General features: G+C 58.1%; 24 protein-coding genes, 3 tRNA genes and 1 pseudogene. 15 read left to right on the top strand and 13 right to left on the bottom strand.

Going from position 1 to position 26,978, the window contains the following annotated elements; translation table 11 throughout:
• Positions 1–122: 122 nt before the first annotated feature.
• The 4 genes from KHU33_RS03665 to gcl all read right to left on the bottom strand — a co-directional run bounded on the left by KHU33_RS03665 (position 123) and on the right by gcl (position 5,092).
• Positions 123–1,418, bottom strand: a complete 1,296-nt coding sequence (locus KHU33_RS03665; RefSeq protein WP_211461155.1) for a glycerate kinase type-2 family protein — start codon at positions 1,416–1,418, stop codon at positions 123–125.
• 176 nt (positions 1,419–1,594) lie between these two features.
• Entirely contained in the window at positions 1,595–2,482 is an 888-nt protein-coding gene (locus tag KHU33_RS03660; RefSeq protein WP_211461154.1) for a 2-hydroxy-3-oxopropionate reductase, read from the bottom strand.
• Between the two features lie 36 nt (positions 2,483–2,518).
• The gene (hyi, locus tag KHU33_RS03655; RefSeq protein WP_211461153.1) at positions 2,519–3,298 is read right to left on the bottom strand and encodes a hydroxypyruvate isomerase; all 780 of its coding nucleotides are present in this window, start codon (positions 3,296–3,298) and stop codon (positions 2,519–2,521) included.
• An 18-nt stretch (positions 3,299–3,316) separates the two neighbouring features.
• Positions 3,317–5,092: a glyoxylate carboligase gene (gene gcl, locus KHU33_RS03650; RefSeq protein ID WP_211461152.1), complete on the bottom strand. Its 1,776-nt coding sequence runs from the start codon at positions 5,090–5,092 to the stop codon at positions 3,317–3,319.
• A gap of 253 nt (positions 5,093–5,345) precedes the next feature.
• On the opposite strand from gcl, the gene KHU33_RS03645 reads away from it, so the two are divergent.
• The 8 genes and pseudogenes from KHU33_RS03645 (at position 5,346) to KHU33_RS03610 (ending at position 14,323) form a co-directional block, all read left to right on the top strand.
• Positions 5,346–6,254 carry a LysR family transcriptional regulator gene (locus KHU33_RS03645; RefSeq protein ID WP_211461151.1) on the top strand — a complete coding sequence of 303 codons (909 nt, stop codon included), beginning with the start codon at positions 5,346–5,348 and terminating at the stop codon, positions 6,252–6,254.
• Positions 6,255–6,465: 211 nt separating this feature from the next.
• Positions 6,466–7,053, top strand: a complete 588-nt coding sequence (gene mchS3 / locus KHU33_RS03640) for an MchS3 family protein (RefSeq protein WP_211461150.1) — start codon at positions 6,466–6,468, stop codon at positions 7,051–7,053.
• Positions 7,054–7,577: 524 nt separating this feature from the next.
• A pseudogene (locus KHU33_RS26290) lies at positions 7,578–7,787 on the top strand (LysR family transcriptional regulator); the annotation flags it as partial.
• 180 nt (positions 7,788–7,967) lie between these two features.
• Positions 7,968–8,489, top strand: a complete 522-nt coding sequence (locus tag KHU33_RS03630; RefSeq protein WP_211461149.1) for a glycine zipper 2TM domain-containing protein — start codon at positions 7,968–7,970, stop codon at positions 8,487–8,489.
• Between the two features lie 136 nt (positions 8,490–8,625).
• Positions 8,626–8,928 carry a hypothetical protein gene (locus KHU33_RS03625; protein WP_211461148.1) on the top strand — a complete coding sequence of 101 codons (303 nt, stop codon included), beginning with the start codon at positions 8,626–8,628 and terminating at the stop codon, positions 8,926–8,928.
• Between the two features lie 528 nt (positions 8,929–9,456).
• Positions 9,457–10,725, top strand: a complete 1,269-nt coding sequence (locus tag KHU33_RS03620) for an HlyD family secretion protein (protein WP_407928242.1) — start codon at positions 9,457–9,459, stop codon at positions 10,723–10,725.
• Positions 10,722–12,878 (top strand): peptidase domain-containing ABC transporter, encoded by a 2,157-nt coding sequence (locus KHU33_RS03615; RefSeq protein WP_211461197.1) that lies wholly within the window; start codon positions 10,722–10,724, stop codon positions 12,876–12,878. The genes KHU33_RS03620 and KHU33_RS03615 overlap by 4 nt, the downstream gene beginning before the upstream one ends.
• Positions 12,875–14,323, top strand: coding sequence for a TolC family protein (locus tag KHU33_RS03610; protein ID WP_211461146.1), 1,449 nt, complete (start codon positions 12,875–12,877; stop codon positions 14,321–14,323). The genes KHU33_RS03615 and KHU33_RS03610 overlap by 4 nt, the downstream gene beginning before the upstream one ends.
• Before the next feature lie 197 nt (positions 14,324–14,520).
• Here KHU33_RS03610 and KHU33_RS03605 read toward each other — a convergent pair.
• The 5 genes from KHU33_RS03605 to KHU33_RS03585 form a co-directional block, all read right to left on the bottom strand.
• Positions 14,521–14,596 (bottom strand) — tRNA-Glu (locus KHU33_RS03605).
• A 153-nt stretch (positions 14,597–14,749) separates the two neighbouring features.
• A tRNA-Glu gene (locus KHU33_RS03600) sits at positions 14,750–14,825 on the bottom strand.
• 52 nt (positions 14,826–14,877) lie between these two features.
• Positions 14,878–14,953: transfer RNA gene (locus KHU33_RS03595), tRNA-Ala, on the bottom strand.
• 233 nt (positions 14,954–15,186) lie between these two features.
• Positions 15,187–16,629, bottom strand: coding sequence for a glutamate--tRNA ligase (gene gltX, locus KHU33_RS03590; protein WP_211461145.1), 1,443 nt, complete (start codon positions 16,627–16,629; stop codon positions 15,187–15,189).
• Positions 16,630–16,739: 110 nt separating this feature from the next.
• Positions 16,740–17,147, bottom strand: a complete 408-nt coding sequence (locus tag KHU33_RS03585) for a DUF4399 domain-containing protein (RefSeq protein ID WP_211461144.1) — start codon at positions 17,145–17,147, stop codon at positions 16,740–16,742.
• 107 nt (positions 17,148–17,254) lie between these two features.
• Between KHU33_RS03585 and KHU33_RS03580 the strand changes: the two genes are divergently transcribed.
• On the top strand, positions 17,255–17,626 hold the full coding sequence (locus KHU33_RS03580) for a cupin domain-containing protein (protein WP_211461143.1): 372 nt from the start codon (positions 17,255–17,257) through the stop codon (positions 17,624–17,626).
• Between the two features lie 35 nt (positions 17,627–17,661).
• Here the strand turns inward: KHU33_RS03580 and apbC are convergent, their stop codons facing one another.
• Positions 17,662–18,750, bottom strand: coding sequence for an iron-sulfur cluster carrier protein ApbC (gene apbC / locus KHU33_RS03575; protein WP_211461142.1), 1,089 nt, complete (start codon positions 18,748–18,750; stop codon positions 17,662–17,664).
• 246 nt (positions 18,751–18,996) lie between these two features.
• On the opposite strand from apbC, the gene metG reads away from it, so the two are divergent.
• Together metG and KHU33_RS03565 are read left to right on the top strand one after the other, a co-directional pair.
• Entirely contained in the window at positions 18,997–21,105 is a 2,109-nt protein-coding gene (metG, locus tag KHU33_RS03570; protein WP_211461141.1) for a methionine--tRNA ligase, read from the top strand.
• An 11-nt stretch (positions 21,106–21,116) separates the two neighbouring features.
• A complete protein-coding gene (locus tag KHU33_RS03565) occupies positions 21,117–21,596 on the top strand; it encodes a GNAT family N-acetyltransferase (protein ID WP_211461140.1) in 480 nt (159 codons plus the stop codon).
• Between the two features lie 2 nt (positions 21,597–21,598).
• On the opposite strand, the gene bamE is transcribed toward KHU33_RS03565, so the two are convergent.
• Positions 21,599–22,012 carry an outer membrane protein assembly factor BamE domain-containing protein gene (bamE, locus tag KHU33_RS03560; RefSeq protein WP_329956018.1) on the bottom strand — a complete coding sequence of 138 codons (414 nt, stop codon included), beginning with the start codon at positions 22,010–22,012 and terminating at the stop codon, positions 21,599–21,601.
• Between the two features lie 245 nt (positions 22,013–22,257).
• Here bamE and KHU33_RS03555 point away from each other — a divergent pair, with 245 nt between their 5' ends.
• From KHU33_RS03555 to KHU33_RS03540, 4 genes are all read left to right on the top strand, one after another.
• Entirely contained in the window at positions 22,258–22,467 is a 210-nt protein-coding gene (locus KHU33_RS03555) for a DUF3460 family protein (RefSeq protein WP_211461138.1), read from the top strand.
• A gap of 21 nt (positions 22,468–22,488) precedes the next feature.
• On the top strand, positions 22,489–23,352 hold the full coding sequence (locus KHU33_RS03550; protein ID WP_211461137.1) for a segregation and condensation protein A: 864 nt from the start codon (positions 22,489–22,491) through the stop codon (positions 23,350–23,352).
• A 71-nt stretch (positions 23,353–23,423) separates the two neighbouring features.
• Positions 23,424–24,263, top strand: coding sequence for a pantoate--beta-alanine ligase (gene panC / locus KHU33_RS03545; RefSeq protein WP_211461136.1), 840 nt, complete (start codon positions 23,424–23,426; stop codon positions 24,261–24,263).
• 14 nt (positions 24,264–24,277) lie between these two features.
• A complete protein-coding gene (locus KHU33_RS03540; protein ID WP_329956017.1) occupies positions 24,278–25,198 on the top strand; it encodes a cobalamin-binding protein in 921 nt (306 codons plus the stop codon).
• Here KHU33_RS03540 and KHU33_RS03535 read toward each other — a convergent pair.
• Together KHU33_RS03535 and KHU33_RS03530 are read right to left on the bottom strand one after the other, a co-directional pair.
• On the bottom strand, positions 25,195–25,974 hold the full coding sequence (locus tag KHU33_RS03535; RefSeq protein ID WP_211461135.1) for an ABC transporter ATP-binding protein: 780 nt from the start codon (positions 25,972–25,974) through the stop codon (positions 25,195–25,197). The two genes, KHU33_RS03540 and KHU33_RS03535, sit on opposite strands and share 4 nt — an antisense overlap.
• 10 nt (positions 25,975–25,984) lie before the next feature.
• Positions 25,985–26,971 carry a FecCD family ABC transporter permease gene (locus KHU33_RS03530; protein ID WP_211461195.1) on the bottom strand — a complete coding sequence of 329 codons (987 nt, stop codon included), beginning with the start codon at positions 26,969–26,971 and terminating at the stop codon, positions 25,985–25,987.
• Positions 26,972–26,978: the final 7 nt, after the last annotated feature.

The following is a 26,978-nucleotide window of genomic DNA, read 5'->3' as shown; positions in this document are numbered from 1 at the left end:
ATGTGCTTTCTTTGGATGATCGGCTAGTTGCAAGGCGATAAGGCGCTCACCGCGCCGGCCTGGATGTGCGGCCGACGCGGTCTTTTTATTATGGAAAGAGAGTGCTGCGGAGTGCTGCTGTATCAGAGAATCAGGATGGCGCGGAAATCGTTGACATTGGTGCGCGTCGGCCCGCTGACGACGAGGTCGCCCAGCGCACTGAAAAAGCCGTAGCCGTCGTTATTGTCGAGCATGGCGCGTGGCCGCAGCCCCAGCTCCGCGGCCTTGCGCATCGAGTCCGGCTGGTAGATGGCGCCGGCGTTGTCTTCGGAACCGTCGATGCCGTCGGTGTCGCAGGCAATCGCGTAAATATCGGGAAAACCGTCCAGCGCCGTCGCCAGGCTTAGCAAAAATTCGGCATTGCGGCCGCCGCGACCGTTGCCGCGCACGGTGACCGTGGTTTCGCCACCGGAAATGACGACGCACGGCTTACTGAACGGCTGGCCGCGCCGCGCAATCTGCCTTGCCAGCGCAGCATGCGCCAAGCCGATATCGCGTGCCTCGCCTTCCATTTCATCGGACAGGATATAAGGCGTCAAGCCGGCAGCGGCAACCGTCGCCGCTGCTGCTTCCAAGGCGTCTTGCGCGGTGGCGATCACGTAATGCTGATTGCGCTCCAGGCGCGGATCGCCGGGCTTGGCGGTTTCGCCGGCGCCGGATTCGAGATGCTTGCGGATCGCCTCTGGCGTTTCGATATCGTATTTGCGCAGCACTGCCAAAGCGTCGGCGCAGGTAGTCGGATCGGGTAAGGTCGGGCCGCTGGCGATGATGCCGGGATCGTCGCCCGGGATATCGGAAATCATCAGCGTCACTACCCGCGCCGGGGCGCAAGCCAGCGCCAGCCGGCCGCCCTTGATGGCGGACAGGTGCTTGCGCACGCAGTTCATTTCAAAAATATTGGCGCCGCTTTTCAGCAGGGCTTTGTTGATTGCCTGTTTCTGTTCGAGTGTGATGCCGTCGGCCGGCAACGCCAGCAAAGCCGAGCCGCCGCCGGAAATCAGGCACAGCACCAGGTCGTCGGCAGTCAAACCCTGGACCAGTTCCAGCATGCGCGCCGCTGCCTTGCGCCCGGCTTCATCCGGCACCGGATGCGAGGCTTCTACCACTTCGATCCGTTTGCAGTCTGCGCCGTGGGCGTAACGTGTCACCACCAACCCTGAGATATCGCCCTGCCAGTGCTCTTCCACTGCCTTGGCCATCGCTGCCGCGCCTTTGCCGGCGCCGATCACCAAGGTCCGCCCCTTGCCTGACGGCGCCGGGATCTTGGCCAGATATTCGGGCAGGCATTTGGCGGCGCTGACGGCGTCGACCGCGGCCCGGTACATATCGAGGAGAAGCTGGCGGGGTGTGAGGCTTGAATTGCTGTTCACGGTAGTCATGCTGTTATACCTTGATCAATGAAGCGAAGTGTCTCGAAAATTATTCTGTCTTGCTCTTTTTATGGCGCTGCCGCAGCAGCTTGAATCGGCTGCATTTATTCGTGTAAGACAATAACAGATATCGCGGGCCGGAGATGGCTGCTTGCCGGCCCGCCTGACCGGTTCAAGACGATATTTTACGCCTTGGCGATTTCATGGTTAGACATGATTTCAATCGCCCGGCACAGCGCCGAATGATCGAGGCCGCTCAAGCCGTTGGCGGCGCAGGAATTCATCAGTTCTTGCGCTACTGCAGTGTTCGGCAGCGAGACGCCGAGCGCCTTGGCACCTTGCAAGGCAAGGTTCAAATCCTTCTGATGCAGCTCGATGCGGAAGCCTGGATTGAAAGTGCGCTTTACCATGCGTTCGCCATGCACTTCCAGAATCCGCGATGCGGCGAAACCGCCCATCAGCGCTTGCCGTACACGGGCCGGATCGGCGCCGGCCTTGGACGCAAACAGCAAGGCTTCAGCCACCGCCTGGATGTTCAGCGCAACGATGATCTGGTTTGCCACTTTGGTGGTTTGACCGTCGCCATTGCCGCCGACCAGGGTGATGTTCTTGCCCATCAGTTCGAACAATGGCTTGGCGTCGTTGAAGGCGCCTTCCGAGCCGCCGACCATGATGGTCAGCGACGCCGCCTTGGCGCCGACTTCGCCGCCGGACACCGGCGCATCCAGGTATTCACAACCCAGTGCATTGATCTTCTTGGCGAAACCCTTGGTCGCGATAGGCGAGATCGAACTCATGTCGATCACGACCTTGCCGGCGGACAGGCCTTCGGCCACGCCCTTTTCGGCGAACAAAACGGCTTCCACGTGCGGCGTATCCGGCACCATGACGATGATGATGTCGGCGCGCTTGGCGACTTCGGCGCCGGAAGTACACACGGTTGCACCGCCGTCGATCAGCGCTGCCGGTGGATTCTTCTGGTCATGCAGATACAGCTTGTGGCCGCCGCGCTGCAGGTTTTCCGCCATGGGCGCGCCCATGATGCCGAGTCCGATAAAGCCAACTTTTGCCATGATATTTCTCCGTAATTTTAAAAATACTTACATCTGTCAGACGCCGTGCGCAGCGCGCCAGCCCAAGCCATCGACGGTGCCAGCCTTCGGCTTGTATTCGCAGCCTATCCAGCCGTCGTAGCCGCATTCATCGAGGAACTTGAACAGATAGCGATAATTGATTTCGCCGGTGCCGGGTTCGAAACGGCCCGGATTGTCCGCCAGCTGCACATGCTTGATCTGCGGCAGATTGGCTTTGATGGTGTTGGCCAGTTCGCCTTCCATCCGCTGCATGTGATAGATGTCGTATTGCACGAACAGATTGCTGGAACCGGTGGCCTTGATCAAATCCAGCGCCTGATGCGTGCCGGTCAGGAAGAAACCGGGGATGTCGAAACTATTGATCGGTTCGATCAGCAAACGGATTTCCTCCGCCTGCAACTTGTCCGCAGCAAATTTCAGATTGCTGATCACGGTGGCGCGCGCCAGTTCGGTGCTGACACCGTTAGGAACGATGCCGACCAGGCAGTTCAGCTGTTTGACGCCGAGCACTTTGGCATAACGGATCGCGTCGTCGACGCCTTGCTGGAATTCGCTGACGCGGTCCGGATGGCAAGCGATACCGCGTTCGCCGGCTTCCCAGTTGCCCGCAAGCAGATTATGCAAGACCAGTTCCAGGCCGTTGGTGGCCAGCTTGTCGGCGATCTGCTCGGCGCGGAACGCATACGGGAACAGGAATTCGACTCCCTTGAACCCGGCCTTGGCTGCCGCATCGAAGCGCTCCAGGAAGGGCAGCTCGGTGAACAGCATGGTCAGGTTGGCGGCTAGTTTTGTCATATCGTCTCTCCTGAAAAATCAGTCCAGCAAGGACACGGCAGTCGGCGCATGGCTGCGGCTGGTCGCCAGTTCTTCGAACTCGTTGATGTTGTCGATCTCGGTACCCATGGAAACGTTGGTGACACGTTCCAGGATGATTTCCACCACTACCGGCACGCGGAATTCCTTCATCAAGCGCTTGGCTTCTGCGAATGCATCCTGGATGCCGTTCGGATCGGTCACGCGGATCGCCTTGCAACCCAGGCCTTCAACCACGGCGACGTGATCAACACCGTAGCCGTTGAGTTCCGGCGCGTTGACGTTCTCAAACGCTAGTTGCACGCAGTAGTCCATCTCGAAGCCGCGTTGCGCCTGGCGGATCAGGCCGAGGTAGGAATTATTCACCACGACGTGCAGATAAGGCAGGTTGAACTGGGCGCCTACCGCTAATTCTTCGATCATGAACTGGAAGTCGTAATCGCCGGAAATCGCTACCACCTCACGCTTCGGATCGGCGACGCAAACACCCAGCGCCGCCGGAATAGTCCAACCCAAGGGGCCGGCCTGGCCGCAGTTGATCCAGTGCCGAGCGTGATACACGTGCAGGAATTGTGCGGCAGCGATCTGCGACAAGCCGATGGTGCTGACGTAGCAGGTATCGCGGCCGAAAGCGCGGTTCATTTCTTCGTACACGCGCTGCGGCTTGACCGGCACGTTGTCGAAATGGGTGCGGCGCTGCATGGTGCGCTTGCGCTCCTGGCACTCGCCCAACCAGGCCGAACGGTCAGGCAATTTGCCGGCGGCTTTCAATTCTTTCGCAACTTCGACGAACAAGGTCAGTGCAGCCTTGGCGTCCGAGACGATGCCGTAGTCCGGACCGAACACGCGGCCGATCTGGGTCGGTTCGATATCGACGTGGACAAACTTGCGGCCTTTGGTAAACACTTCGACCGAACCGGTATGACGGTTAGCCCAGCGATTGCCGATGCCGAGCACGAAGTCGGACGCCAGCATGGTGGCGTTGCCGTAGCGATGGCTGGTTTGCAAACCGACCATGCCCGCCATTTGCGGATGATCGTCAGGGATCGCGCCCCAGGCCATCAGGGTCGGAATCACCGGCACGCCGGTCAATTCGGCAAACTCGACCGCCAGGTCTGCTGCGTCAGCATTGATCACACCGCCGCCGATCGTCAGCAATGGGCGCTCTGCTTCGTTCAACATAGTCAGGGCTTTTTCGATCTGCGCCCGCGACGCCTTCGGCTTATACACCGACAATGGCTCGTAGGTATCCGGATCGAATTCGATTTCAGCCATTTGCACGTCGAACGGCATGTCGATCAACACCGGGCCTGGACGGCCCGAGCGCATGATGTGGAACGCTTGCTGGAACACACGCGGCAGCAAGGCCGGCTCGCGTACCGTGACTGCCCATTTGGTGACCGGCTTGGCGATAGCTTCGATATCGACCGCCTGGAAATCTTCCTTGTACAAACGAGCACGCGGCGCCTGGCCGGTAATGCACAGGATTGGAATCGAATCGGCCTGCGCCGAATACAGGCCGGTGATCATGTCGGTGCCGGCCGGGCCGGAAGTGCCGATACAGATGCCGATATTGCCCGGATTGGCGCGGGTGTAACCCTCCGCCATGTGGGAGGCGCCTTCAACGTGGCGCGCCAGCGTGTGCTGGATCCCGCCATGCCGTTTCATCGCAGAGTAAAACGGATTGATTGCCGCGCCCGGCACGCCAAAGGCTTGTGAACAGCCTTCTTTCGCCAATACGTGCATTACTGCGTCCACTGCCTTCATCTTTGCCATGTTGCCTCCGGATTACTGAATAAAATTATTGCCAATGAGTCATTGCCACTGCCAGCGGCCCGCCCTCGCCTGGTCTCATTTTCCGTATCACGCGCTAGGGATGGGAAATGGTCTGAAGACTGCCGAGTGGATGAAGCACATGCTATAACCAAACATATTGTTTGATAAGACAACAAACAATCGCTTTATTCGATACACCAAGTATGGAATACTAGTAAAAATACGTAGGATGAATAGCTAAGCAGGAGAAGACATGGACAAGCTCAAACAGATTGAAGCCTTCGTCAGCGTGGTGGAGAAAGGCAGCCTGGCAAGCGCGGCGCTGGAGCAGAACATCACCCCCGTGATGCTGGGACGACGCATAGATGCGCTGGAGAAACGGCTGGGCACCAAGCTGATGCACCGCACCACCCGTCATCTGACATTGACCGAACAAGGCACGGTATTCCTCGATCATTGCCGCAAGCTGCTGAGCGAGCTCGATATCGCCGAGAAGATTATCTCGGAAGGCCGGCACAAGGCCACCGGCCACTTGGTGGTATCGGCGCCAGCCGCATTCGGCCGCAAGCATGTGGCGCCGCATGCGCCGGCTTTCATCGCCAGCAATCCGGAAGTACAGATCTCATTCAACCTGACCGACCGCGTGGTCGACCTGGTGCGTGAAGGCTACGACATCAGCATCCGTATCGGCGGCGCCATCGATCCGAATTTCGTCGCGGTCAAACTGGCCGGCAACCGCCGCGTGGTGTGCGGCACGCCGGAATATTTTCATCGCCACGGCATCCCCAAGACGCTGGAAGATATCGCCAGCCACAATTGCCTTTCCTTTAATTTGCAAGGCGGCCAGCAGCGCGGCTGGTATTTCCAGCAAGGCGGCAAGCCGGTGATCATCAAGACCGCCGGCAATCTGGATTGCAATGACGGCGAATTGCTGCACCGCTGGGTCAGCGAGGGCCTGGGTCTGGGCTGGCGCTCGACCTGGGAAATCGAATCGCAGCTGGCCTCGGGTGAACTGCTGACGGTGCTGGACGAATTTGCGCTGCCGCATTACGACATCATGGCAGTCTATCCGCAGCAACGCCATTTGCCGGCCAAGGTCCGCTTCTTTATCGATCGCTTGAAATCGATTTATGCGCAGCCGGATTACTGGAGCAAGGGCTGAGACAATTCATGCCGGCAAACAGGACTGATTCGGGGACGCTCAGAACGACAGCTGATACGCGAAATTGAGATCGATGCTGGAAAGCTCACCGCCAGCCAGCGGATAAGTCAGCATTTTCTTAAAGTTAAGAAATTGTCGTAGTTGAGCTTGCAAGAACTACTCAAATAATACAATGTTTGCAACATTCAAGAAGCTCTGGCGACATTGGTGGATGGAGCCTTACGAAGCAATACATTATAAAAAAACAAAAGATATTTATTTTCTCAAAAACAAAAATATCAATATAAATTCTCTGCGAGTGAAACTTATGCAAATAATTTTTCAAAGTCCATGCCAAGTTGCAACAGCGCATCTATCTTTAAAAAAAATAATATCGTTTTTTCTTTTCTCGGCTCTTTCTATTTTGCCGTCTTTCTTTTGCACTGGACAAGCTGCAGAGCAGACTGTAACGGACGTATCAACTAGCGATGACACGACATTAGCAAAAACCGAGATGTTTGCATTGGGTAATATTGGATTCGTTGGCCATATTTCTACAGGTGAATCGGCCTATAAAAAAATATTGAGCTCAGATAATGCTGAGGCGCGCTTTTGGAGAATTTATGACAAAGGTGATAGCACGACAGCAGCAAAATTGTACTCAGCTTGCGCATTCAAACAATTAAATAGCGCGAAGTTTAAAGAGGTAAAGAAGCAAATGAAGGCCTCAGACGGAAAAGTTACTACGATGAAGGCAGACATCATGAGAAAGGAGGATGTTTCTAAAATAATTGAATCTATCGATCAATTCGGATGTTAATTCTTTCTAAGAGGTATAAAAATGAGATTTTTTTCAGGAGAAGGAAAAATGCAAGTCTTGTCAGAAAAAGAAATTGCCTTGGTGAGCGGGGCCATGAAATGGGAAGGGGGGCGAATGTCTTGGAACGTGATTGACAGAAGACCAGAACTTTACGATGACTACTCTGGAATGTGCTATTCAAAGTACCTTTTGTAGTAGGCATAAAGTGTCCTGGTAAATCTAAAACCCGGACACTAGTTTTTCAGTCCCCTCAAAGCCCCCCAGCTTTTCGTGAAATTTGGTACTGCACGCAAATAGAGATCCCGTCCTCCTGGCATGGCAAGTTCCTAACTAAAAAAATAATATGAGGGTTATTTCGCGAACAAGCACTGATCTCGCAACGGGTAAAATGGCTTGGCGACATTGTCCTGATCCGCCCGCTTTCCTTCACCTTCCTAATCACATTCGCGGTGGCGCTGGCGCTGGCGACGATCATCTGCGCCTTTCTGGCCTGGGGCAGCTACACCAACCACAGCACCGTCAGCGGCCAGCAGCACGGCTGGTATTTCCAGCAAGCCGGCAATCTGGATTGCAATGACGGTGAACTGCTGACGGTGCTGGACGAATTTGCGCTGCCGCATTACGACATCATGGCAGTCTATCCGCAGCAACGCCATTTGCCGGCCAAGGTCCGCTTCTTTATCGATCGCTTGAAATCGATTTATGCGCAGCCGGATTACTGGAGCAAGGGCTGACAATTCATGCCGGCAAACAGGACTGATTGCTGAAGTGTAAGTTTCGTAACAATCTCGCCTTGCTCATGGCGGGCCGGTCAACCGGGCAGGAATCCAGATCGTTTTAGTGGGGTGAATCGCATATATGTAATAACCGTGAAGTACTACACTAAATACACCAACCGACACCATGAGGCTGCTATGACAATCCGCAAAACATCTCAACAAGCCATGCTGGCTGCAATCATCGGCGGCACGCTGCTGCTCGGCGGCTGCGCAGCGCCGTATGGCGGACAAGGCTATGGCAACCAGGGCTATAACAACCAAGGTTATAGCAATCCACCTCCGCAAACTTACCCTAGTTACCAGCAAGGTTACCAACAAAACAATAGCAGCAACTACGGCGTGGTTGACGCCATCGATGTGGTCAACACACCTAGCCAAGGCATAGGCGGTGCGATCGTCGGCGGCGTACTGGGCGGCGTAGTCGGCCATCAGATCGGTCACGGCACGGGCAATACCCTGGCCACTATTGCCGGCGCGGTCGGCGGTGCGGCGGTTGGCAATCAGCTTGAGGCACGCAACAGCCCCGGTGCCACCTCCTACAACATCCGCGTGCGCATGAATAACAACGCCTACCAAACCATCAGCGTCAGCAATCCAGGCGATCTGCGGGTTGGCGATCGGGTACGCGTCGATAACGGTCAGATTTCGCGCTACTGATAACGCGGCGCGATTATCTGATGAACCCTGGCGGCCGCGCCGATCTTGCTGCTGTTCAGACCAGGCGAAGTTATGCACTTGAGCAATCCGTTTTGCATCCGGCATCTCGCCGGATGCAAAAAAACAAGGAGGCATCATGAACATAAAACTTAAACCGCTATGGCTATCACTCTTTATCGCCGCCAATGCTTTTGCGCTGCATGCCAGTGCAGCCGAAGAAAACGTAGAACTCAAAGACCCCCCACGCTGGCACACCGAAGACAAGACATCGCAAGCGCGTTTCCAAACCATGAAGAAGGAAAACACCAACGCCTATGCGCAAGCCATGAAGGATTGCCACGCGATACGCGGCCATGAAGCAGCCGACTGCCGCAAGGAAGCCCGCGCAAATTTTGAGCGCGACATGCAAGCTGCGCGTGAGATGACGGGGCGTAGATAACAATCACCAAGCGCAATAAAAATGCGTCGACTATGTACAAAAACCAAAAGGCCGCTCATGCGGCCTTTTGGTTTTTATGCGCGCTGGCAAATTGCAATGCCCTCAGCCATCCCCGGGATGAATTTCAATATTTCATTTAGGTAATTGTTATTTTTTTATTAATTGCCTTTTTTACACTTAGATGTAAAAATCATAAATCCATGTTGTTGCACATTCAATCTCACCATGGGATTGCGACATCGCCACTAGTGGCATTTTTTAATCTAAAGGAGTAAGCATGGCTATTAGACAGTTGTCTACGAAGGAAACTGAGGAAGTAAGCGGCGGCTTTTTTTGTTGCCTGCTCCGATGGTGCTGTTTTACCCGTTATTCCAACAGTTATACGAGGTCACCAACCCCATCTGTGCCAACCCCACCTAAGCCAACCCCACCTAAGCCAACTCCACCTGGGCCAATGCCCGGCTAAGTCACCCAAAATTTCCTAAGGGTAAATTTTCAAAACACGGCACGAATATGCCGTGTTTTTTATTGCAAAGAAACATGAGTTTATTCCGCGATCAAGCGCTCGCCGCGCAGCAAACCAAATGGCTAGGCGACATCATCCTGATCCGCCCGATTACATTCACCTTCCTGACCACCTTCGCCGTGGCGCTGGCGGCGATCGTCTGCGCCTTCCTGGCCTGGGGCAGCTACACCAAGCACAGCACCGTCAGCGGCCAGCTGCTGCCCGATACCGGCCTGATCAAGGTCTATGCGCCGCAAGCCGGCGTCGTCGTCGAGCAGCATGTGAAGGAAGGCCAGCCGGTGCAAGCTGGAGAGGAGTTGTATGTATTGTCCAGCGAACGCCAGAGCAGCACTTTAGGGGCTATCCAGGCGGCCATCAGCGGCCAGGTCGAGCAACGCCAGGCCAGCCTGCGCGACGAAATGCAAAAGACCCGCTTGTTGCAACAGGAAGAACGCAGCGGCCTGCACAATAAAATTGCCGGCCTCGGCAATGAACTGGCCAAGCTGGATAAGCAGATTGCCGGCCAGCAGGACCGCGTCAAGCTGGCCCAGGAAACCCTGCAGCGTTATCAAGGCTTGCTGCAGCAGGACTACATCTCCAAAGAACAATTCCAGCAAAAGCAGGAAGACCTGCTCGATCAGAAGAACCGCCAGCAAAGCCTGGAGCGCGACCACATCAGCGTCGGCCGCGACTTGTCGGCGCAGCGGAGCGAGCTGAGCGGGCTGTCCTTGAAGCAGCAGAACCAGCTGGCGCAGATTGACCGCAGCCTTTCCAGCACCGGCCAGGAACTGACCGAAAGCGAAGCCAAGCGCCGCATCGTCATCACCGCCCCGGAAGCCGGCGTCGCCACTGCGGTGATTGCCGACGCCGGCCAGGCGGTCGACGGCAACCGGCCGCTGGTCAGCATCGTGCCGGCCGGCGCCGCCTTGCGCGCCGAACTGTATGCGCCGAGCCGGGCGATCGGCTTTATCCGCCCCGGCGACCAGGTGCTGATCCGCTATCAAGCCTATCCCTACCAGAAATTCGGCCACCACAAGGGCGTGGTGGAATCGGTGGCAAAGACCGCCCTGCCCAACAATGAATTGAACACCATCGGCGCGCCGGCCGGCGGCAGCAACAGCGAACCGATGTATCGCATCAACGTCCTGCTGGCGTCGCAGCAAGTCACCGCCTACGGCAAGCCGCAGGCGCTGCAAGCCGGCATGCTGCTGGAAGCCGATGTCCAGCAAGAAAAACTCCATCTCTACGAATGGGTGCTGGACCCCCTCTACAGCCTGACCGGCAAGCTCTGACCATGCGCAATCGACTCTCCTTCGGCTTGCAGCCGACCCTGCCGCTGATGCTGCAAACCGAAGCCACCGAATGCGGCCTCGCCTGCCTGGGCATGGTGGCCGGCTACTACGGCTACCGCACCGACCTGGCGACGCTGCGACGCCGCTTCCCGGTCTCGCTCAAGGGTTCCACCCTGCGCGACCTGATCGCGATTGCCGATCAACTGGAACTGGCGACGCGTCCGCTGAAACTCGATCTGGAGGATCTGGCGCAGCTCAAGCTGCCCTGCATCCTGCACTGGAATCTGAATCACTTCGTGGTGCTGCAGGAAGTCGGCACGCGTTCGGTGACGATCCACGATCCGGCCTTCGGCATCCGCCAGCTGCCCCTGGAGGAAATCGCCAAAGCCTTCACCGGCGTGGCGCTCGAACTGTGGCCGCATCCCGGCTTCAAGAAAGCGGAAGAAAAACAGACGGTGCGCCTGCGCGGCTTGCTGGGCCGCGTCACCGGCTTGTACCGCTCCTTCAGCCAGATCCTGCTGCTGTCGCTGGCGCTGGAAGTGTTTGCGGTGGTCAGCCCGTTCTTCCTGCAATGGGTGATCGACAATGTGCTGGTCTCCGCCAGCCGCGACTTGCTGACCACGCTGGCCCTGGGCTTCGGCCTGCTGATGCTGATGCAACAGGCGGTGGACATCGTCCGCAGCTGGGTCCTGATGTATATGAGCACGACCTTGAATGTGCAATGGCAGGCCAATGTTTTTACGCACTTGCTACGGCTGCCGGTGGCCTACTTTGAGAAGCGCCATCTGGGCGACGTGGTCTCGCGTTTCGGCTCGGTCGGCACCATCCAGCACACGCTGACGACCTCGTTCCTGGAAGCGATCCTGGATGGCGTGATGACCATCGTCACGCTGGCATTGATGTGCATCTACAGCCCGCTGCTGGCCTGGATCGCCATCGGCGCCATGCTGTTGTACGGGCTGGGACGCTGGGCCTGGTTTGCGCCCTTGCGGCACGCCACCGAAGAGCAGATCATCCACGCCGCCAAGCAGCAATCCCATTTCCTGGAAACCATCCGCGGCGTCAAGACCATCAAGCTGTTCCAGCGCCAGGATGAGCGCCGCGCCAGCTGGCTGAGCTTGCTGGTGGACCAGATCAATGCCGATCTGCGCACCCAGAAACTGGGCCTGCTCTACAAAGCGCTCAACGGCTTGCTGTTCGGCCTGGAAAATATCCTGGTCATCTGGCTCGGCGCCAGGATGGTCATGGACGGCAATTTCACGGTCGGCGTCTTGATGGCCTTCAATGCCTACAAGGGGCAGTTCGACAGCCGCGTCAGCTCCCTGATCGACAAGTTCGTCGAACTCAAGATGCTGCAATTGCAAGGCGAACGGCTGGCCGATATCGTGCTGCAGCCGCCGGAAACCACGCATGGCCGCAATCTGGATGAACGCGATGCGGCGCTGACGCCGTCGCTGGAAGTGCGCGGCTTGCGCTTCCGCTACGCCGAGCAGGAGCCGTATGTGCTGGACGATGTCTCCTTCCAGATCGCCGCCGGCGCATCGGTGGCCATCGTCGGCCCGTCCGGCTGCGGCAAGACCACGCTGATCAATATCCTGCTGGGGATCTTGCCGCCAACGGAAGGCGAAGTGCTGATCGGCGGCCAGAGCGTCAGCCAGGTCGGTCTCGATACCCTGCGCCGGATGGTCGGCACCGTGCTGCAGGACGATGTGCTGTTCGCCGGCTCGCTGGCCGACAACATCAGTTTCTTCGATCCGCAGGCCGATCACGCCTGGATCGCCGAATGCGCCCGGCTGGCGGCGATCCATCAGGATATTACGCGCATGCCGATGGGCTACAACACGCTGGTCGGCGACATGGGCACCATCCTCTCGGGCGGCCAGAAGCAACGGGTGCTGCTGGCCCGTGCACTCTACAAGAAACCGACCATTCTGTTTCTCGATGAAGCCACCAGCCATCTCGACATCGAACGCGAGCACCTGGTCAATGCCGCCATCCAATCCATCAACATCACCCGTGTGATCGTCGCCCATCGCCCCGAGACCATCAACAGCGCCGAGCGCGCCATCGTCCTGGCGGGCGGCAAGGTGATCGATGATCGGTTGTTGCCGGCGCAGGATGCCGATGCGCAGAGAGAAGCAACAACGGCATGACAGTTTCGGTAAAACGCGCCTTGCATCCAGCGCTAGGGTCAATGCTGGCGCTGACGTTGATGGTCTCTGCGCCGAGCCATGCGGACGCCATCTGGGCCGATCCTCTGCGCACCGCGAATGAGATTTCCGGCACGCCGGCAAGCGCCGCCGTCGCCGGCAGCACCAGCTGTGGCTTCAGCGCGCAGTTACCTAGCCCGCTGACCCTGCTCGACGCCGTCGAGCGCGCACTATGCCGCAATCCGCAGACGCGCCAGGCCTGGGCCAATGTCAAGGTGCAGGCCGCGGCGGTGGGTGTCAGCCGCGCCGCCTATTTGCCCAGTCTGAACGCCAGCGGCAGCAGAAGCAAAGGCCATAGCCGCACCACCTATCCCGACTTTCCGCAAGCCGATTCGTCGCTCAAGACCGACAGCAGCACCGCCAATCTGAGCTTGAGCTGGGTGCTGTACGATTTCGGCCTGCGCGCCGCCAACCTGGAAAGTGCGCGGCAATTGCTCAACGCCGCCAACGCCACCCAGGACGATACGCTGCAAACGGTGTTTCTCAATACCGTGCAAGGTTTCTACCAGGCCCAGGCGGCGCAAGCCATGCTGACGGCGACCATGGATGCCGAACAAGCGGCCGAACGCAGTTTCAAGGCCAGCGCAGCCAAATACCAAGCCGGCGCCGGCACCCTGGCCGATAAATTGCAAGCCCAGACCTCCTACGCCCAAGAGAGCCTGAAACGGGCGCAAGCGGCCGGCGATCTGCAGAGCGCGCTCGGCAGCCTCGCCATCGCCATGGGCTGGCGGCCGAACACGCCGCTGACCCTGGCCGACCTGAGCCAGCAAGCCAACGATGCGCCGTTGTTGCAGCAGGCGGTCGACGATCTGATCGCCGACGCAGTGCGCATCCACCCGAAGATCCTGGCCGCGCAAGCGCAATGGAAATCGGCGCAAGCGCAAGTCGACGCCGCCCGCGCCGAAGGACGGCCGACGCTGTCGCTGTTTGCCAGCGGCGACCGCAACGACACGCCGATCAACCAGGTCTCGTCCAGACAGTCCATCAGCAGCCGCAGCATCGGGGTGCAGATCACTATTCCCCTGTTCGACGGTTTCAGCCGCACATACAAGGTACGCGGCGCGCAGGCCCAGGCCGAGGCGAAGCAAGCCGATCTGGCCGATGTCGAACAGCAGGTGATGCTGGAAGTATGGAAAAGCGCGCAGGCGCTGCGCACCGAAGCGGAAAATCTCAACACCACCGACATCCTGCTGCACAGCGCCAGACAGTCTTTCGATGTGGCGCAAGGACGTTATAAGGCGGGGGTCGGCACTATCCTGGAACTGCTGAAAGCGCAAAGCGACCTGGCTTCTGCACAGCAGCAGCGCATTCTTGCGCTGAGCAATTGGCAAACTGCAAGACTAAGACTGGCGGCGAGCCTGGGACGGTTGCGGATGGATGAGATTTAATGGTGCGGAATACAAAAACAAAAAGCCCGCTTGCGCGAGCTTTTTTATTCTGGCGTCCCCAGGGGGATTCGCCTACATGCCGCAGGCCGCGGAATCGCTTGCAAGCGATTCCCTTCTCATCCCCCGCGTAAGCCGCGCAGGCGGCTTACTTGTGGCCGCCAAAACAAAAAAGCCCGCTTGCGCGAGCTTTTTTATTCTGGCGTCCCCAGGGGGATTCGAACCCCCGTACTCACCGTGAAAGGGTGATGTCCTAGGCCTCTAGACGATGGGGACAGTAATCTGTCCGTATTGCTGACCTTGCTCATACTACTGACAGAAACAATAAAGGCCGCATTGGGCGGCCTTATTGATTGTATCGAATACGCCTGATACCGAAAATCTGCGATCGACTTTCTGATCGCTTGCCTGTCGATACCAAGATAATTCTGGCGTCCCCAGGGGGATTCGAACCCCCGTACTCACCGTGAAAGGGTGATGTCCTAGGCCTCTAGACGATGGGGACATTAATCTGTCCGTACTACGTTTGCTGCCTTACTACTTTTACTACTGTGTGCTGGTGGAGGTAAGCGGGATCGAACCGCTGACCTCTTGCATGCCATGCAAGCGCTCTCCCAGCTGAGCTATACCCCCGTTTGCAGAAGCGAGATTATAGCAAGCTTATTTAGAGCTTGTAAATCCCGATTTGCAGATTTATTGCAGAATTACACAAGTGGAGTGTTTCGTAGGCAGTGGAATTTCAGAAATGGTGGATTTTCGTGTCAGGCTAGGCGCAAACCAGAGTGATAGCGGGACTATCGCGAGGATTTGCAACGACGCCTGCCGCGAAAAGGCGCCGTTTATGAAATTTCAATGCCTGCGAAGCACTACACTAAATACGGTTGCAAACGTCCGATCACTGTCTCGCGACTCAGCAATTCGAGCACTGCGTCAATCGCCGGCGTCTGCAATTGCCCAGTCAACATCAGACGCAATGGCATCGCGATCTGCGGCATCTTCAGCTTGTGCGCGGCCAGCACTTCCTTGATCATCGGCGACAGGCTTTCCTTGCTCCACTCGACCGTTGCACAACGCTGCGCGAAATCGGCCAGTGCCGGTTTGATCGCATCGGTAAAGTGTTGTACCAGCAAAGCGGCATCCGGCGCCGGCTGGCGATAGAACAGCATGGCCGCCGCCGCGATTTCATTGACGGTATTGGCGCGCTCTTTCAACAGGCCGATCACTTTTGACAATGCGGGGGCATTGCTGAAATCAGCGCCGTCCTGCTCCATCAAAGGCTTGACCATGGCCGCCAGACGCTCATTGTCGGCCAGCTTGATGTAGTGATTGTTAATCCACGCCAATTTTTCCGGATTGAATTGCGCCGGCGATTTCGACAGATGATCGAGATCGAACCATGTGCAAAACTGCTCCATGCTGAAAATCTCTTCGTCGCCATGGCTCCAGCCCAGGCGCGCCAGATAGTTCAGCATCGCTTCCGGCAGATAACCCTGCGCCGGATAATCCATCACACTCACCGCGCCGTGACGCTTCGACAATTTTTCGCCATCCGCGCCCAGGATCATCGGCACGTGGCCGTACAGCGGCAGATCCGCGCCCAGCGCCTTCAAGATATTGATCTGACGCGGCGTGTTGTTGACATGATCGTCGCCGCGGATGACATGGGTAATCTGCATATCCCAATCGTCCACCACCACGCAGAAATTGTAGGTCGGCGTACCGTCCGGGCGGGCGATCACCAGATCGTCCATTTCCCGATTCGAGATGGTGATATTGCCCTTGACCACGTCGTCCCAGCTGACCTCGCCATCGAGCGGATTCTTGAAGCGCACTACCGGCGTGCGATCGGCCGGCACCGGCGGCAAAATCTTGCCTGGTTCCGGGCGCCAGGTACCGTCGTAGCGCGGCTTTTCGCCGGCGGCGCGCATGCGCTCGCGCATCGCTTCGACTTCTGCCGGCGACGAGTAGCAATAATAGGCCGTGCCCTGTTTCAGCATTTGCGCGATCACTTCCCGATAGCGGTCCATGCGCCGCATTTGGTAAAACGGGCCTTCGTCGTGCTGCAAACCCAGCCACTGCATGCCGTCGACGATGGCTTGCACTGCCTCGGGTGTCGAACGTTCCAGATCGGTATCTTCAATCCGCAGCACGAAAGTGCCGCCGAAATGACGTGCATACGCCCAGGAAAACAGTGCGGTACGGGCGCCGCCCAGGTGCAGATAACCGGTCGGACTAGGTGCGAAGCGGGTACGCACCGGTTTGGAGGCTGAAGTGGATACTGAGGTCGATGCTGGAGTGCTGGCAGTCATGGTAAATAAAAACGGCCTTGGATTGCCAAAGCCGTTATCAAGGAAAACCCCATTTTACCGCGTTGCACCTGCGGATGGAACCGCTGGCGGGTATTGGCTCAGGCGCTCGCCTATTTGACCGTGACGTTGATGGTTTTACTCAGCTCGGGGCCATAAGAGTGATGGGAGCCGTCGGCAAATTGCATGGTCAATTTATATTGGCCTGGCGGCAGCGTCACACTGGTTTCGGTCTGCGCCTTACCAAAATGCAAATGCTTGTCGTCCATCGGGATCAACTGTCCGGCAGCCATGCTGTCTTCATTGATAAACAGATGATGGTGACCGACGCCCGGCGTCATATCGCCAGCAGGCCTGACTTCCATGCCGCTGACGCCAAACTTGACGGCAAACGGGCTGCTCACCACCGCGCCGTCCGCCGGCTCGATGAACGACACTGAGGCCGCATGCGCCATCTGCGGCAACAGGCCGGCGCTTAGCAAGGTTGCGGAAAACAGCACAGAAAAAATTCGTGGCTTCATCGTCTTGTCCTTTTTATGTGGGAAATAGATAATTCTTAAGCAAGCCCGTGCAATGTACTGAGTGCAATAATACATTGCAGCAGCATCGCTGCCATAAGGAAACCACCATGTACGCTGCCTACGGCAATTTACTGAGCAAGCTGCCGCCTGAGGGTTCGGCAGAAGTGTTCGAGCTTCTGCATGAACACGCCGGCCTGAAAATCGAACGCATCATTTCCAATGGCCAGGCCAGTCCGCCCGGCTTCTGGTACGACAATCCGCAGGAAGAATGGGTACTGCTGCTCAGCGGCAAAGCCGGATTGACGCTGGAAGGCAGGACCGATGAACATGTCATGCAGCCCGGCGCCTGGCTCCATATCCCTTCACATTGCCGCCACCGCATAGAGTGGACCGATGCGACGCAGCCGACAATCTGGCTGGCGATACATCACGCAGTTTGCAGCGCGCCTCAAGAACCGCGGATGCTTCACCGCGGATAGGCGTTTCCGCTGACGTTTCCGCCGAATTTTCCGCCTTAGTCGTTCTTGATCACAATCGCAGGAAATTTGCTGCTCATATCCTTGGCTTTTTCCGCCACTTTGATGGCCACTTTGCGCGCAATCTCTTTATAGATATGCGCCACCGGGCCATCAGGTTCAGCCACCACCGTCGGCGTGCCGGAATCGGTTTGCTGGCGGATCGACATGGTCAGCGGCAGGGCGCCCAGGAATTCAACCCCATACTCGCCGCACATCCTGGCGCCGCCGCCCTCGCCGAAGATGGCTTCGGCGTGGCCGCAATTGGAGCAGATATGGGTGCTCATGTTTTCGACCACGCCAAGAATCGGAATGCCGACCTTCTCGAACATTTTCAAACCCTTGCGCGCATCCAGCAAGGCAATGTCCTGCGGCGTAGTCACGATGACGGCGCCGGTCACCGGCACTTTTTGCGACAAGGTCAATTGAATATCGCCGGTGCCCGGCGGCATGTCGACGATCAGGTAATCGAGATCGCGCCAGTTGGTCTGGTCCAGCAACTGCTGCAGGGCCTGGGTGACGATCGGGCCGCGCCACACCATAGGCTCGTCCGGATCGACCATGAAGCCGATGCTGGACACTTGCAGGCCGTGATTTTCCAGCGGCTCCATGGTCTTGCCATCCTTGGTTTCCGGACGGCCGCTGATGCCCATCATCATCGGCTGCGAAGGGCCGTAGATATCGGCGTCGAGAATCCCGACCTGGGCGCCTTCCGCCGCCAGCGCCAGCGCCAGGTTGACCGCGGTAGTCGATTTGCCGACGCCGCCCTTGCCGGACGCTACCGCAATGATGTTCTTGATGTTGGACATCAGCTTGATGCCGCGCTGCACCGCGTGCGACTGTATTTTCGAATAGACATGGGGGCTGACCTTGCCGATCCCGTCCAGCGCGCCGACAGCGGCGGCTGCGGCGTCCCCGATCAGCGCAAACTGGCTCTTGGCCGGATAATCCAGCTCGACATCGAACAGCACGTCGGCGCCCTCCAGCCGGATATTCCTGGCCGACTTGCCGCTGATCAGATCCTTGCCGGTATTCGGGTCAATCACACTGGACAACGCTGCCTTGACCGCTTCAATCGTGACGCTCATTCTTTTCCTCTATGCATGTCTTTAATTAATAAGATGCGCCAAGTCTAAACCAAATCGTCGTCTTTTCGCTGATGCTGCGATACAGACGGATTTCAACTTGCCTCTTACCTGCCTCTTGATTGCGACTCTTATATACATCTATCGCTGCGGACTAAAACGGGGCTGGAGCAAGGATTAGAGCAAGGACAGCCCCGGCACTGCTAAAATCATTCTTTTATTCCAACCAGCAGCGCTAACCATTGCCAAATGAGCATCACTTTGACTTCAACTCCCCGCCAATTATTCGTCACTACCGCCCTGCCCTACGCCAACGCAGCGTTTCACATCGGCCACATCATGGAATATATCCAGGCCGACATCTGGGTGCGGTTCCAGCGAATGCAGGGCCATGAAGTCAATTTCGTCGGCGCCGACGACGCCCACGGCGCGCCGATCATGATCGCCGCCGAAAAAGCCGGCATCACGCCACAGGAATTCGTGGCGCAGATCGCCGCCGGCCGCAAGCAATACCTGGACGGCTTTCATATCGCCTTCGATAACTGGCATTCGACCGACGGCCCGGAAAACCACGAGCTGTCGCGCGATATCTATCGCAAGCTGAAAGCGGCCGGCTTCATTTCGACCAGGACCGTCGAGCAATTCTTCGACCCGGTCAAGAACATGTTCCTGCCGGACCGCTACATCAAGGGCGAATGCCCGAAATGCGGCGCCAAGGACCAGTACGGCGATTCCTGCGAAGTCTGCAGCTCGGTATATGCGCCTACCGACCTGAAAAATCCCTACTCGACGCTGACCGGCGCGACGCCGGTGATGAAATCGTCGGAACACTTTTTCTTCAAGCTGTCCGATCCGCAATGCGTGGAATTCCTGCGCGGCTGGGCCTTGGGCAATGCCGACGGCAAGCCGCGGCTGCAATCGGAAGTCGCCAACAAGGCCAAGGAATGGCTGGAAAGCGACGGCGGCATGGGCGATTGGGATATCAGCCGCGATGCGCCTTATTTCGGCATCGAGATTCCCGATGAGCCGGGCAAATACTTCTATGTCTGGCTGGACGCCCCGGTCGGCTACCTGGCTTCGCTGAAAAACTATTTCGGCAAAATCGGGCGCGACTACGACGCCTTCATGGCCGATCCGAAGACCGAGCAATATCACTTCATCGGCAAGGACATCACTTATTTCCACACCCTGTTCTGGCCGGCCATGCTGCATTTCTCCGGTCAAAAGGTGCCGAATAATGTGTTCGTGCATGGCTTCCTGACCGTCTCCGGCGAAAAAATGTCGAAATCGCGCGGCACCGGCATTTCGCCGCTGCGCTACCTGGAACTCGGCATGAATCCGGAATGGATGCGCTATTACATCGCGGCCAAGCTGAGCGCCAAGGTAGAAGATATCGATTTCAATCCGGAAGATTTTGTCGCCCGCGTCAACTCCGACTTGATCGGCAAGTACATCAACATCGCCAGCCGCGCCGCCGGTTTCATCGCCAAGAAATTCGACGGCAAGCTCAGCACCGCCTGGGCCACCGAGAGCGATCCGTTCCTGGCCAAGCTGCGTGCGGTTGCCGGTGATATCCAGGCGCTGTACGACGGCCGCGAATACGGCAAGGCGTTGCGTGCGGTGATGGAACAGGCCGATGTCATCAACGCTTATGTCGACGCCAACAAGCCGTGGGAACTGGCCAAGGATCCAGGCAAGGAAGCGGCTCTGCATGAAGTCTGCAGCCGCTTGCTGGAAGCGTTCCGGATCTTGACCATCTATCTGAAACCGGTGTTGCCGGCGCTGGTAGCCCAAGTCGAAAGTTTCCTGCAGATCCAGCCGCTGGTATGGGCCGACGTCGCCCGGCCGCTGGCCGACGGTCATCGCATCAACGCCTACTCGCATCTGATGACGCGGGTCGAGCCGAAGATGCTGGATGCCTTGTTCGACGCACCGGCAGCAACAGTGACGACGACAGCGGCGACCGAAGTTGCAAACGCAGAAGACCGCAGCGCCGGCGCCATCGAACCGCTGGCCGCCGAAATCAAGATCGACGATTTCGTAAAGGTCGATTTGCGTATCGCCAAAATCGTCAATTGCGAGCATGTCGACGGTTCCGACAAACTATTGCGGCTGACCCTGGATGTCGGCGAAGGCCGCTTGCGCAATGTGTTTTCCGGCATCAAATCTTCCTACCAGCCGGAAGAGTTGATCGGCAAGCTGACGGTGATGGTAGCCAACCTGGCGCCGCGCAAGATGAAATTTGGCATCTCGGAAGGCATGGTCCTGGCCGCCTCGGCCGCCGACGGCAAGACCAATCCTGGCATCTACGTACTCAACCCGTGGCCAGGCGCTGAACCCGGCATGCGCGTCAGCTAAGGCTGCACAGGATGAGTCTGCAAGTCCGCGAAGCCAGCGCCGGCGATGCCGTACTGATCGCCGACCTGACGCGCGCCTGCTGGGCCGAGCGGGTCGCCGCCAGCTCCAGCGGTCATCGCGAAAACACAGAACGGGTGCTGCAGGATCTGCAACGCGGCGGCGGCTTCGTGTTGTCGCTGGATGAGCAGCCTATCGGTTCGGTGCGCTGGCTGCCGTCAGACACCGAAACCGAGGTCTGGGAAATTCTGCGCATGGGTGTGTTGCCGGCGTATCGCGGCCAAGGTCTGTCGCAGCATTTGATGGAAGCGGTAATCCATCGCGCCCGCAGCGCCGACGTCAACGAATTGCGGTTGGCAGTACGCGCCGATCAGACCAGGGTGGTCGACTTGTATGCTGTGTTTGAATTCGAACTGGCGCCGGAACTTGAATACACCCGCGCCAATCCGCTGGAAGAGCCGCCGATAGTGATGCGGCGCTGGTTGAAACGCTAGTGTTAGTGCCCGCCAATATCCGATCTTGAAGTGCCGGTCACCAGTCCGCTGGCGATATCCATGTGCACATTGAAGAAAGCCTGGCTGGCGTCACTGGGAACGTAGCGCCAATCCCACACTTCTTCGTTCTTGCGTGCAAACTGCATCACGCTGCCCGGCCTGCCCAGCATCCTGCGCACCTCTTCCTTATTCATGCCGACTTTGATCCTGGCGAAATTCTCTTCGGTCAGGACTTGCTTGTAATCGCTCAGCTTGCCATCCTTGCCGATATAGAAAATCCAGGTACGCGCACCGGCCGGCCCTTTCGGATATTCCAGCGAACGCTCGCCGCTTTCCGCTTCCCAGACCGTATCCGGCTGGCCCATGGCGTTGCGCACATCGGCTTCCGACGACACCCCGCGGCTAAGTTTTTCCAATCCAGGCTCCTGTGTGAAATTGCCGTTCTGATCACAAGCCGCGATAAAAAGCGAGGTTATCAGCGGGGCAATCAATATCAAAATGCTGCGTACCCATGGTTTCATGCCATTTCCTTTGTCTGACGATGGTCCAAGTATATCGCCCCTCAATTGTCTGATGGACATCGGGGCCAACGACAAAGCGGTCGGGCGGCCGGGAAATAGCATAAAATAGCGCCTATTCCCATCGGATTATCAAAGCAACCATGAAATTCTCCAAGCAAATCACTGGCTACCAATCGGACATCACAAAGTTCGTTGAAGAACTCAAGCAAAACAATCCAAAACTGGAAGAGCAGCAACTCGCCGGCCGCGCCCTGCTGTGGGATAAAACGCCGATCGACCTGGACAGCCAGTTGCGCACCCAGGAATCGCGCGTTCAGCAACAACCCTACGTGTACCAGAACAACCACTAAGTTCCTCCGCGGATCGATCAGATGAGCCAGAATTTGTCGGATGCCGTTGAACTGACGCTGGAGGGCCAACCCGATTCGACACCGAATGTGATCGACGGCGTGGCTTTTGCGCGCCTGTACGGCGAGCCGCTGTTCCGCATGCCGACCGATCTCTACATTCCGCCGGATGCGCTGGAAGTCTTCCTGGAAGCATTCGAAGGCCCGCTCGATCTGTTGCTGTACCTGATCCGCAAACAGAATTTCAATATCCTCGACATTCCGATGGCGCAAGTCACCTTGCAATATCTGGAATACGTCGACCAGATCCGCATCACCAATCTGGAGCTGGCGGCGGAATATCTGCTGATGGCGGCGATGCTGATCGAGATCAAATCGCGCATGCTGCTGCCGGTCCGCAAAACCGATAGCGAAGAAGCTGAAGATCCGCGCGCGGAACTGGTGCGGCGCCTGCTGGAATACGAGCAGATGAAACTGGCGGCGCGCGAGATCGACGCCCTGCCGCAGCTTGGGCGCGATTATGTCCGCACCCAGATCTACATCGAACAAAGCATTGTCACGCGCTGGCCGGAAGTCAACCTGGACGATCTGCAGGCGGCCTGGGCCGACGTCATCAAGCGCGCCAGGCTGACCGCGCACCACACCATCAGCCGCGAAGAGCTGTCGGTTCGCGAGCACATGACCGGGATTTTGCGGCGTCTGCAATCGTCGCGCTTTGTCGAGTTCGCCGAATTGTTCGATCCGGCTCGCGGTGTGCCGGTGCTGGTGGTGAATTTCATCGCGATGCTGGAGCTGGCCAAGGAAACCCTGATTGAAATCACCCAGGCCGAGCCGTTCGCGCCGATCTACGTGCGGCTGGCCTACTCGCCGACTTACGCGCCGGCATGATCGTCAGCTTTGTTTCTGCATCAGCGAAACGCCGCATCCCGATATAAAAATAACTTACCTCCGATTTAGACATGAAAATCATTTCCTCGATTGAAGAGCTACGCGACCAGCTGCGCGGCCAACTGCGTACCGCCTTCGTGCCGACCATGGGCAATCTGCATGAAGGCCATCTGTCGCTGATGCGGCTGGCGAAGAGACATGGCGACCCTGTGGTCGCCTCGATCTTCGTCAATCGCCTGCAGTTCGGCCCCAATGAGGATTTCGACAAATATCCGCGCACCTTTGCCGCTGACGTCGCCAAGCTGGAAAAGGAAGGTGTCTACGTCTTGTTCGCGCCTACCGAAAAAGACTTGTATCCGGAGCCCCAGGAATTCCGCGTGCGCCCGCCCGATGGCCTTGGCAACACGCTGGAAGGCGAGTTCCGCCCGGGCTTCTTTACCGGCGTCACCACTGTCGTACTCAAGTTGTTTTCTTGCGTCCAGCCACGAGTTGCGGTGTTCGGCAAGAAGGATTACCAGCAATTGATGATCGTGCGCAATATGTCCAAGCAATTCGCCTTGCCGACTGAAATCATCGCCGCCGAAACCTGGCGCGCCGACGATGGTCTGGCGCTGTCTTCGCGCAATATGTATTTGTCCGCCGACGAGCGCGCGGAAGCGCCGAATCTGTTCAAGACGCTCAATCAGGTGGCCGAAGAAGTACGCGCCGGCCACCTCGATATCTTCGAACTGGAAAAGCAGGCGATGGCGCAACTCACCGGCCGCGGCTGGCAACCGGATTACATCTCGATCCGCAGACGCAGCGATCTGCAAGCACCTGCCGCCGGCGATCTGGCGCAAGGCGAAAAGCTGGTGGTGCTGGCTGCCGCCAAGCTGGGCGGCACGCGCCTAATCGATAACCTGGAAATCTGAAGCTGGCTCCGACCGTGCAGCGGCTGATCCGCAACAGGCAACTACGCATCTGGCTGATAGTGGCCAGAGCCGCCGCAGCGGCCCTGACGCTGTCGCTCGCCGCTGCGATCAACGCTCAAGTCATCACCGTGCAAGATGATGCGCAACATGCGGTCGTACTGCCCCGCCCCGCGCATCGCATCGTCAGCCTGGCGCCACACGCTACCGAACTGCTGTTTGCCGCTGGCGCCGGTCCTTATGTAATCGGTGTCAGCGACTATAGCGACTACCCGCCGTCCGCCAGACAAATACCGTCGATGGGCAGCAGCAGTGCGCTGGATATCGAACGGATTGTCGCTCTCAAACCGGATCTGGTGGTGGCCTGGGGCAGCGGCAATGTAGCCAGCCAGATCGCCAGGCTGCGCGCTATAGGCATTCCTGTATTCGAAAGCGAACCGCGCCAGCTGGAAACCATCGCCTCGTCGTTGCTACGGTTGTCGCAACTGGCCGGCACCGAACAGAGTGGCGCTGCGGCGGCCGCCTCTTTCAAGACTCGCCTGGCGCAACTTGACGCAACTTATCGACAACGCCCCACGGTGCGGGTGTTCTATCAGATCTGGCAAAAACCGTTGATGACGCTGAACGACAGCCATATGGTGTCGAGCGTGATTACTTTATGCGGCGGTGAAAATGTATTCGGCAAACTGCCGCAACTGGCGCCGACGGTCAGCACCGAAGCGGTGTTGCAAGCCAATCCGGAAGTGATTTTTGCCGCCGATGGCGGCGCTGCATCCAACACCGGCTGGCGGCGCTTTCCCCAACTCGCCGCGGTAGCCGCCAATAATCTGTTTGCCTTAACCCCGAACTGGATGAGCCGCCCCGGGCCGCGCATACTGGATGGCGCTGCCGAGTTATGCCAGAAACTGGATCTGGCGCGCAGCCGGCGCAAACCTTAAGACGCAACCGGCATAAACAAACGCCGCGAGCCGTTTTCCACCACTTCAAACGAACAAGCAAATGCGGCCTGCAAGATTTCCGGCTGCAACACGCTGTCGCTACCGCCTTGCCATGCCCGGCCATCTCCCAGCAACAGCACATGGCTGGCGTAACGCGCCACCAGATTGATGTCGTGACAAGCGGCGATCACCGCTTTTTGCGGCGACAGGCGGCGCAACAATTCCATCACCACGATTTGCGCCGCGGCGTCCTGATGCGCGGTCGGCTCGTCCAGCATGAACAACAGCGGGTCTTGCGTCAACAAGGTTGCCAAACCCACCCGTTGCCGCTCGCCGCCTGACAAGCGCATCACATCGTGGCTGCTGAAAGCGGCCATCCTGACCTGCTCCAGCGCCTGCATCGCCAGCGCCCGATCATCTTCCATGTCCCAGCCGAAACCGAACTGATAGGGATGACGGCCGGCGACCACCGCCGCCAGCACGCTGCTGGAAAATGCATCGGCCTGTTGCTGCGCCAGCAAGCCGCGCAGACGCGCCAGCTGCTGCGCCGAAGTGGTTTGTATATCGCGCCCCTGGATCAGCACGCGGCCGCCGGCCGGCCGCTTCAGCCCGGCCAATGTATGCAATAGAGTGGTTTTACCGATGCCGTTACGGCCCAGCACGCACCAGAACTGGCCCGGCGCAACTTGCCAGTCCAGCCCGCGGCACAAGACTTTATGGCCAATGCTTACGCTCAGTTGTTCGGTGCACAGCAAAGGAATTGTGGATTCGCTCATGGCACTCTCCTCATGCCTTGCTGCGCGAGAGCAGCCACAGGAATACCGGCACCCCGACCAGGGCGGTGATCACCCCTACCGGCAATTGCGTCGGCGCGACTGCGGTACGCGCCGCCAGGTCCGCCAGCGCCAGCGTAGCGCCGCCGGTCAGCACGCTGGCAGGCAACAGGATGCGCTGATCGTTGCCGACCAGCAGACGGATCGCATGCGGCACCACCAGGCCGATAAAACCGATCGTGCCAGCCACGGTGACAGCTGCTGCAGTCGCCAACGAAGCCGCACATAGAGTCAGCAAACGCAAGCGCAATACCGGCACTCCCAGCAGTTGCGCAAAACCCTCGCCACGCGCCAGCAGATTCAGCTGCCGCGCATTCAATCCGCTCCAACCCAAAATCAACACCAGCAGCACTGCCGCCGGCATCAACAAACGCCCGTCTTCCAGATCGCCCATCAGCCAGAACAGCATGCCGCGCAATTGGCCGTCGGGCGCCAGCGTCAGCACCAGGGTCACGATCGCACCAAAACCGGCTGCGATCATCACGCCGGTCAGAATCAAGCGATGGCCGCTATGCTGGCCGACATCGGGCAGACGGCGCAAAGCCTGGCGCGCCAGGCCGAACAGCAACGCGACCGCCAGCCCCGCCCCCAGCGCCGCGCCCAACGCCGCAGCAACGTCACCCATGCTTCCAAAGTGACTAGCCACCAGCAAGGCCGATAAAGCGCCAGCGGCGGAACCGCCTGACAAACCCAGCACATAAGGATCGGCCAGGGGATTGCGCAGCAAGACCTGCATCAACGCCCCGGCCAGAGCCAGCAAACCGCCAACCACGAACGCCGTCAGCGCACGCGGCAAACGCAAAGACAAATAGATTTGATCGGCCGCCAGCCCGCAGCCACTGCTGCCACAAGAAACCGCGAGCGCCAGCGCCAATGCTGCGAATACTGCCAGGCAGCACAGGATGGCGATGGCGCGGCGTAAAGTGGTGATGCCAGTCAATGGTTTG

Origin of the sequence: Collimonas silvisoli (genome assembly GCF_018305005.1) — a bacterium.
GTDB lineage: Bacteria > Pseudomonadota > Gammaproteobacteria > Burkholderiales > Burkholderiaceae_D > Collimonas > Collimonas silvisoli.
This window is presented reverse-complemented; position numbering and strand designations above follow the sequence as displayed.

Coding starts and splice junctions, on each gene's coding strand:
- KHU33_RS03665 (WP_211461155.1), bottom strand. CDS start 1,418: ATGACTACCGTGAACAGCAATTCAAGCCTCACACCCCGCCAGCTTCTC.
- KHU33_RS03660 (WP_211461154.1), bottom strand. CDS start 2,482: ATGGCAAAAGTTGGCTTTATCGGACTCGGCATCATGGGCGCGCCCATG.
- hyi (WP_211461153.1), bottom strand. CDS start 3,298: ATGACAAAACTAGCCGCCAACCTGACCATGCTGTTCACCGAGCTGCCC.
- gcl (WP_211461152.1), bottom strand. CDS start 5,092: ATGGCAAAGATGAAGGCAGTGGACGCAGTAATGCACGTATTGGCGAAA.
- KHU33_RS03645 (WP_211461151.1), top strand. CDS start 5,346: ATGGACAAGCTCAAACAGATTGAAGCCTTCGTCAGCGTGGTGGAGAAA.
- mchS3 (WP_211461150.1), top strand. CDS start 6,466: ATGGAGCCTTACGAAGCAATACATTATAAAAAAACAAAAGATATTTAT.
- KHU33_RS03630 (WP_211461149.1), top strand. CDS start 7,968: ATGACAATCCGCAAAACATCTCAACAAGCCATGCTGGCTGCAATCATC.
- KHU33_RS03625 (WP_211461148.1), top strand. CDS start 8,626: ATGAACATAAAACTTAAACCGCTATGGCTATCACTCTTTATCGCCGCC.
- KHU33_RS03610 (WP_211461146.1), top strand. CDS start 12,875: ATGACAGTTTCGGTAAAACGCGCCTTGCATCCAGCGCTAGGGTCAATG.
- gltX (WP_211461145.1), bottom strand. CDS start 16,629: ATGACTGCCAGCACTCCAGCATCGACCTCAGTATCCACTTCAGCCTCC.
- KHU33_RS03585 (WP_211461144.1), bottom strand. CDS start 17,147: ATGAAGCCACGAATTTTTTCTGTGCTGTTTTCCGCAACCTTGCTAAGC.
- KHU33_RS03580 (WP_211461143.1), top strand. CDS start 17,255: ATGTACGCTGCCTACGGCAATTTACTGAGCAAGCTGCCGCCTGAGGGT.
- apbC (WP_211461142.1), bottom strand. CDS start 18,750: ATGAGCGTCACGATTGAAGCGGTCAAGGCAGCGTTGTCCAGTGTGATT.
- metG (WP_211461141.1), top strand. CDS start 18,997: ATGAGCATCACTTTGACTTCAACTCCCCGCCAATTATTCGTCACTACC.
- KHU33_RS03565 (WP_211461140.1), top strand. CDS start 21,117: ATGAGTCTGCAAGTCCGCGAAGCCAGCGCCGGCGATGCCGTACTGATC.
- KHU33_RS03555 (WP_211461138.1), top strand. CDS start 22,258: ATGAAATTCTCCAAGCAAATCACTGGCTACCAATCGGACATCACAAAG.
- KHU33_RS03550 (WP_211461137.1), top strand. CDS start 22,489: ATGAGCCAGAATTTGTCGGATGCCGTTGAACTGACGCTGGAGGGCCAA.
- panC (WP_211461136.1), top strand. CDS start 23,424: ATGAAAATCATTTCCTCGATTGAAGAGCTACGCGACCAGCTGCGCGGC.
- KHU33_RS03535 (WP_211461135.1), bottom strand. CDS start 25,974: ATGAGCGAATCCACAATTCCTTTGCTGTGCACCGAACAACTGAGCGTA.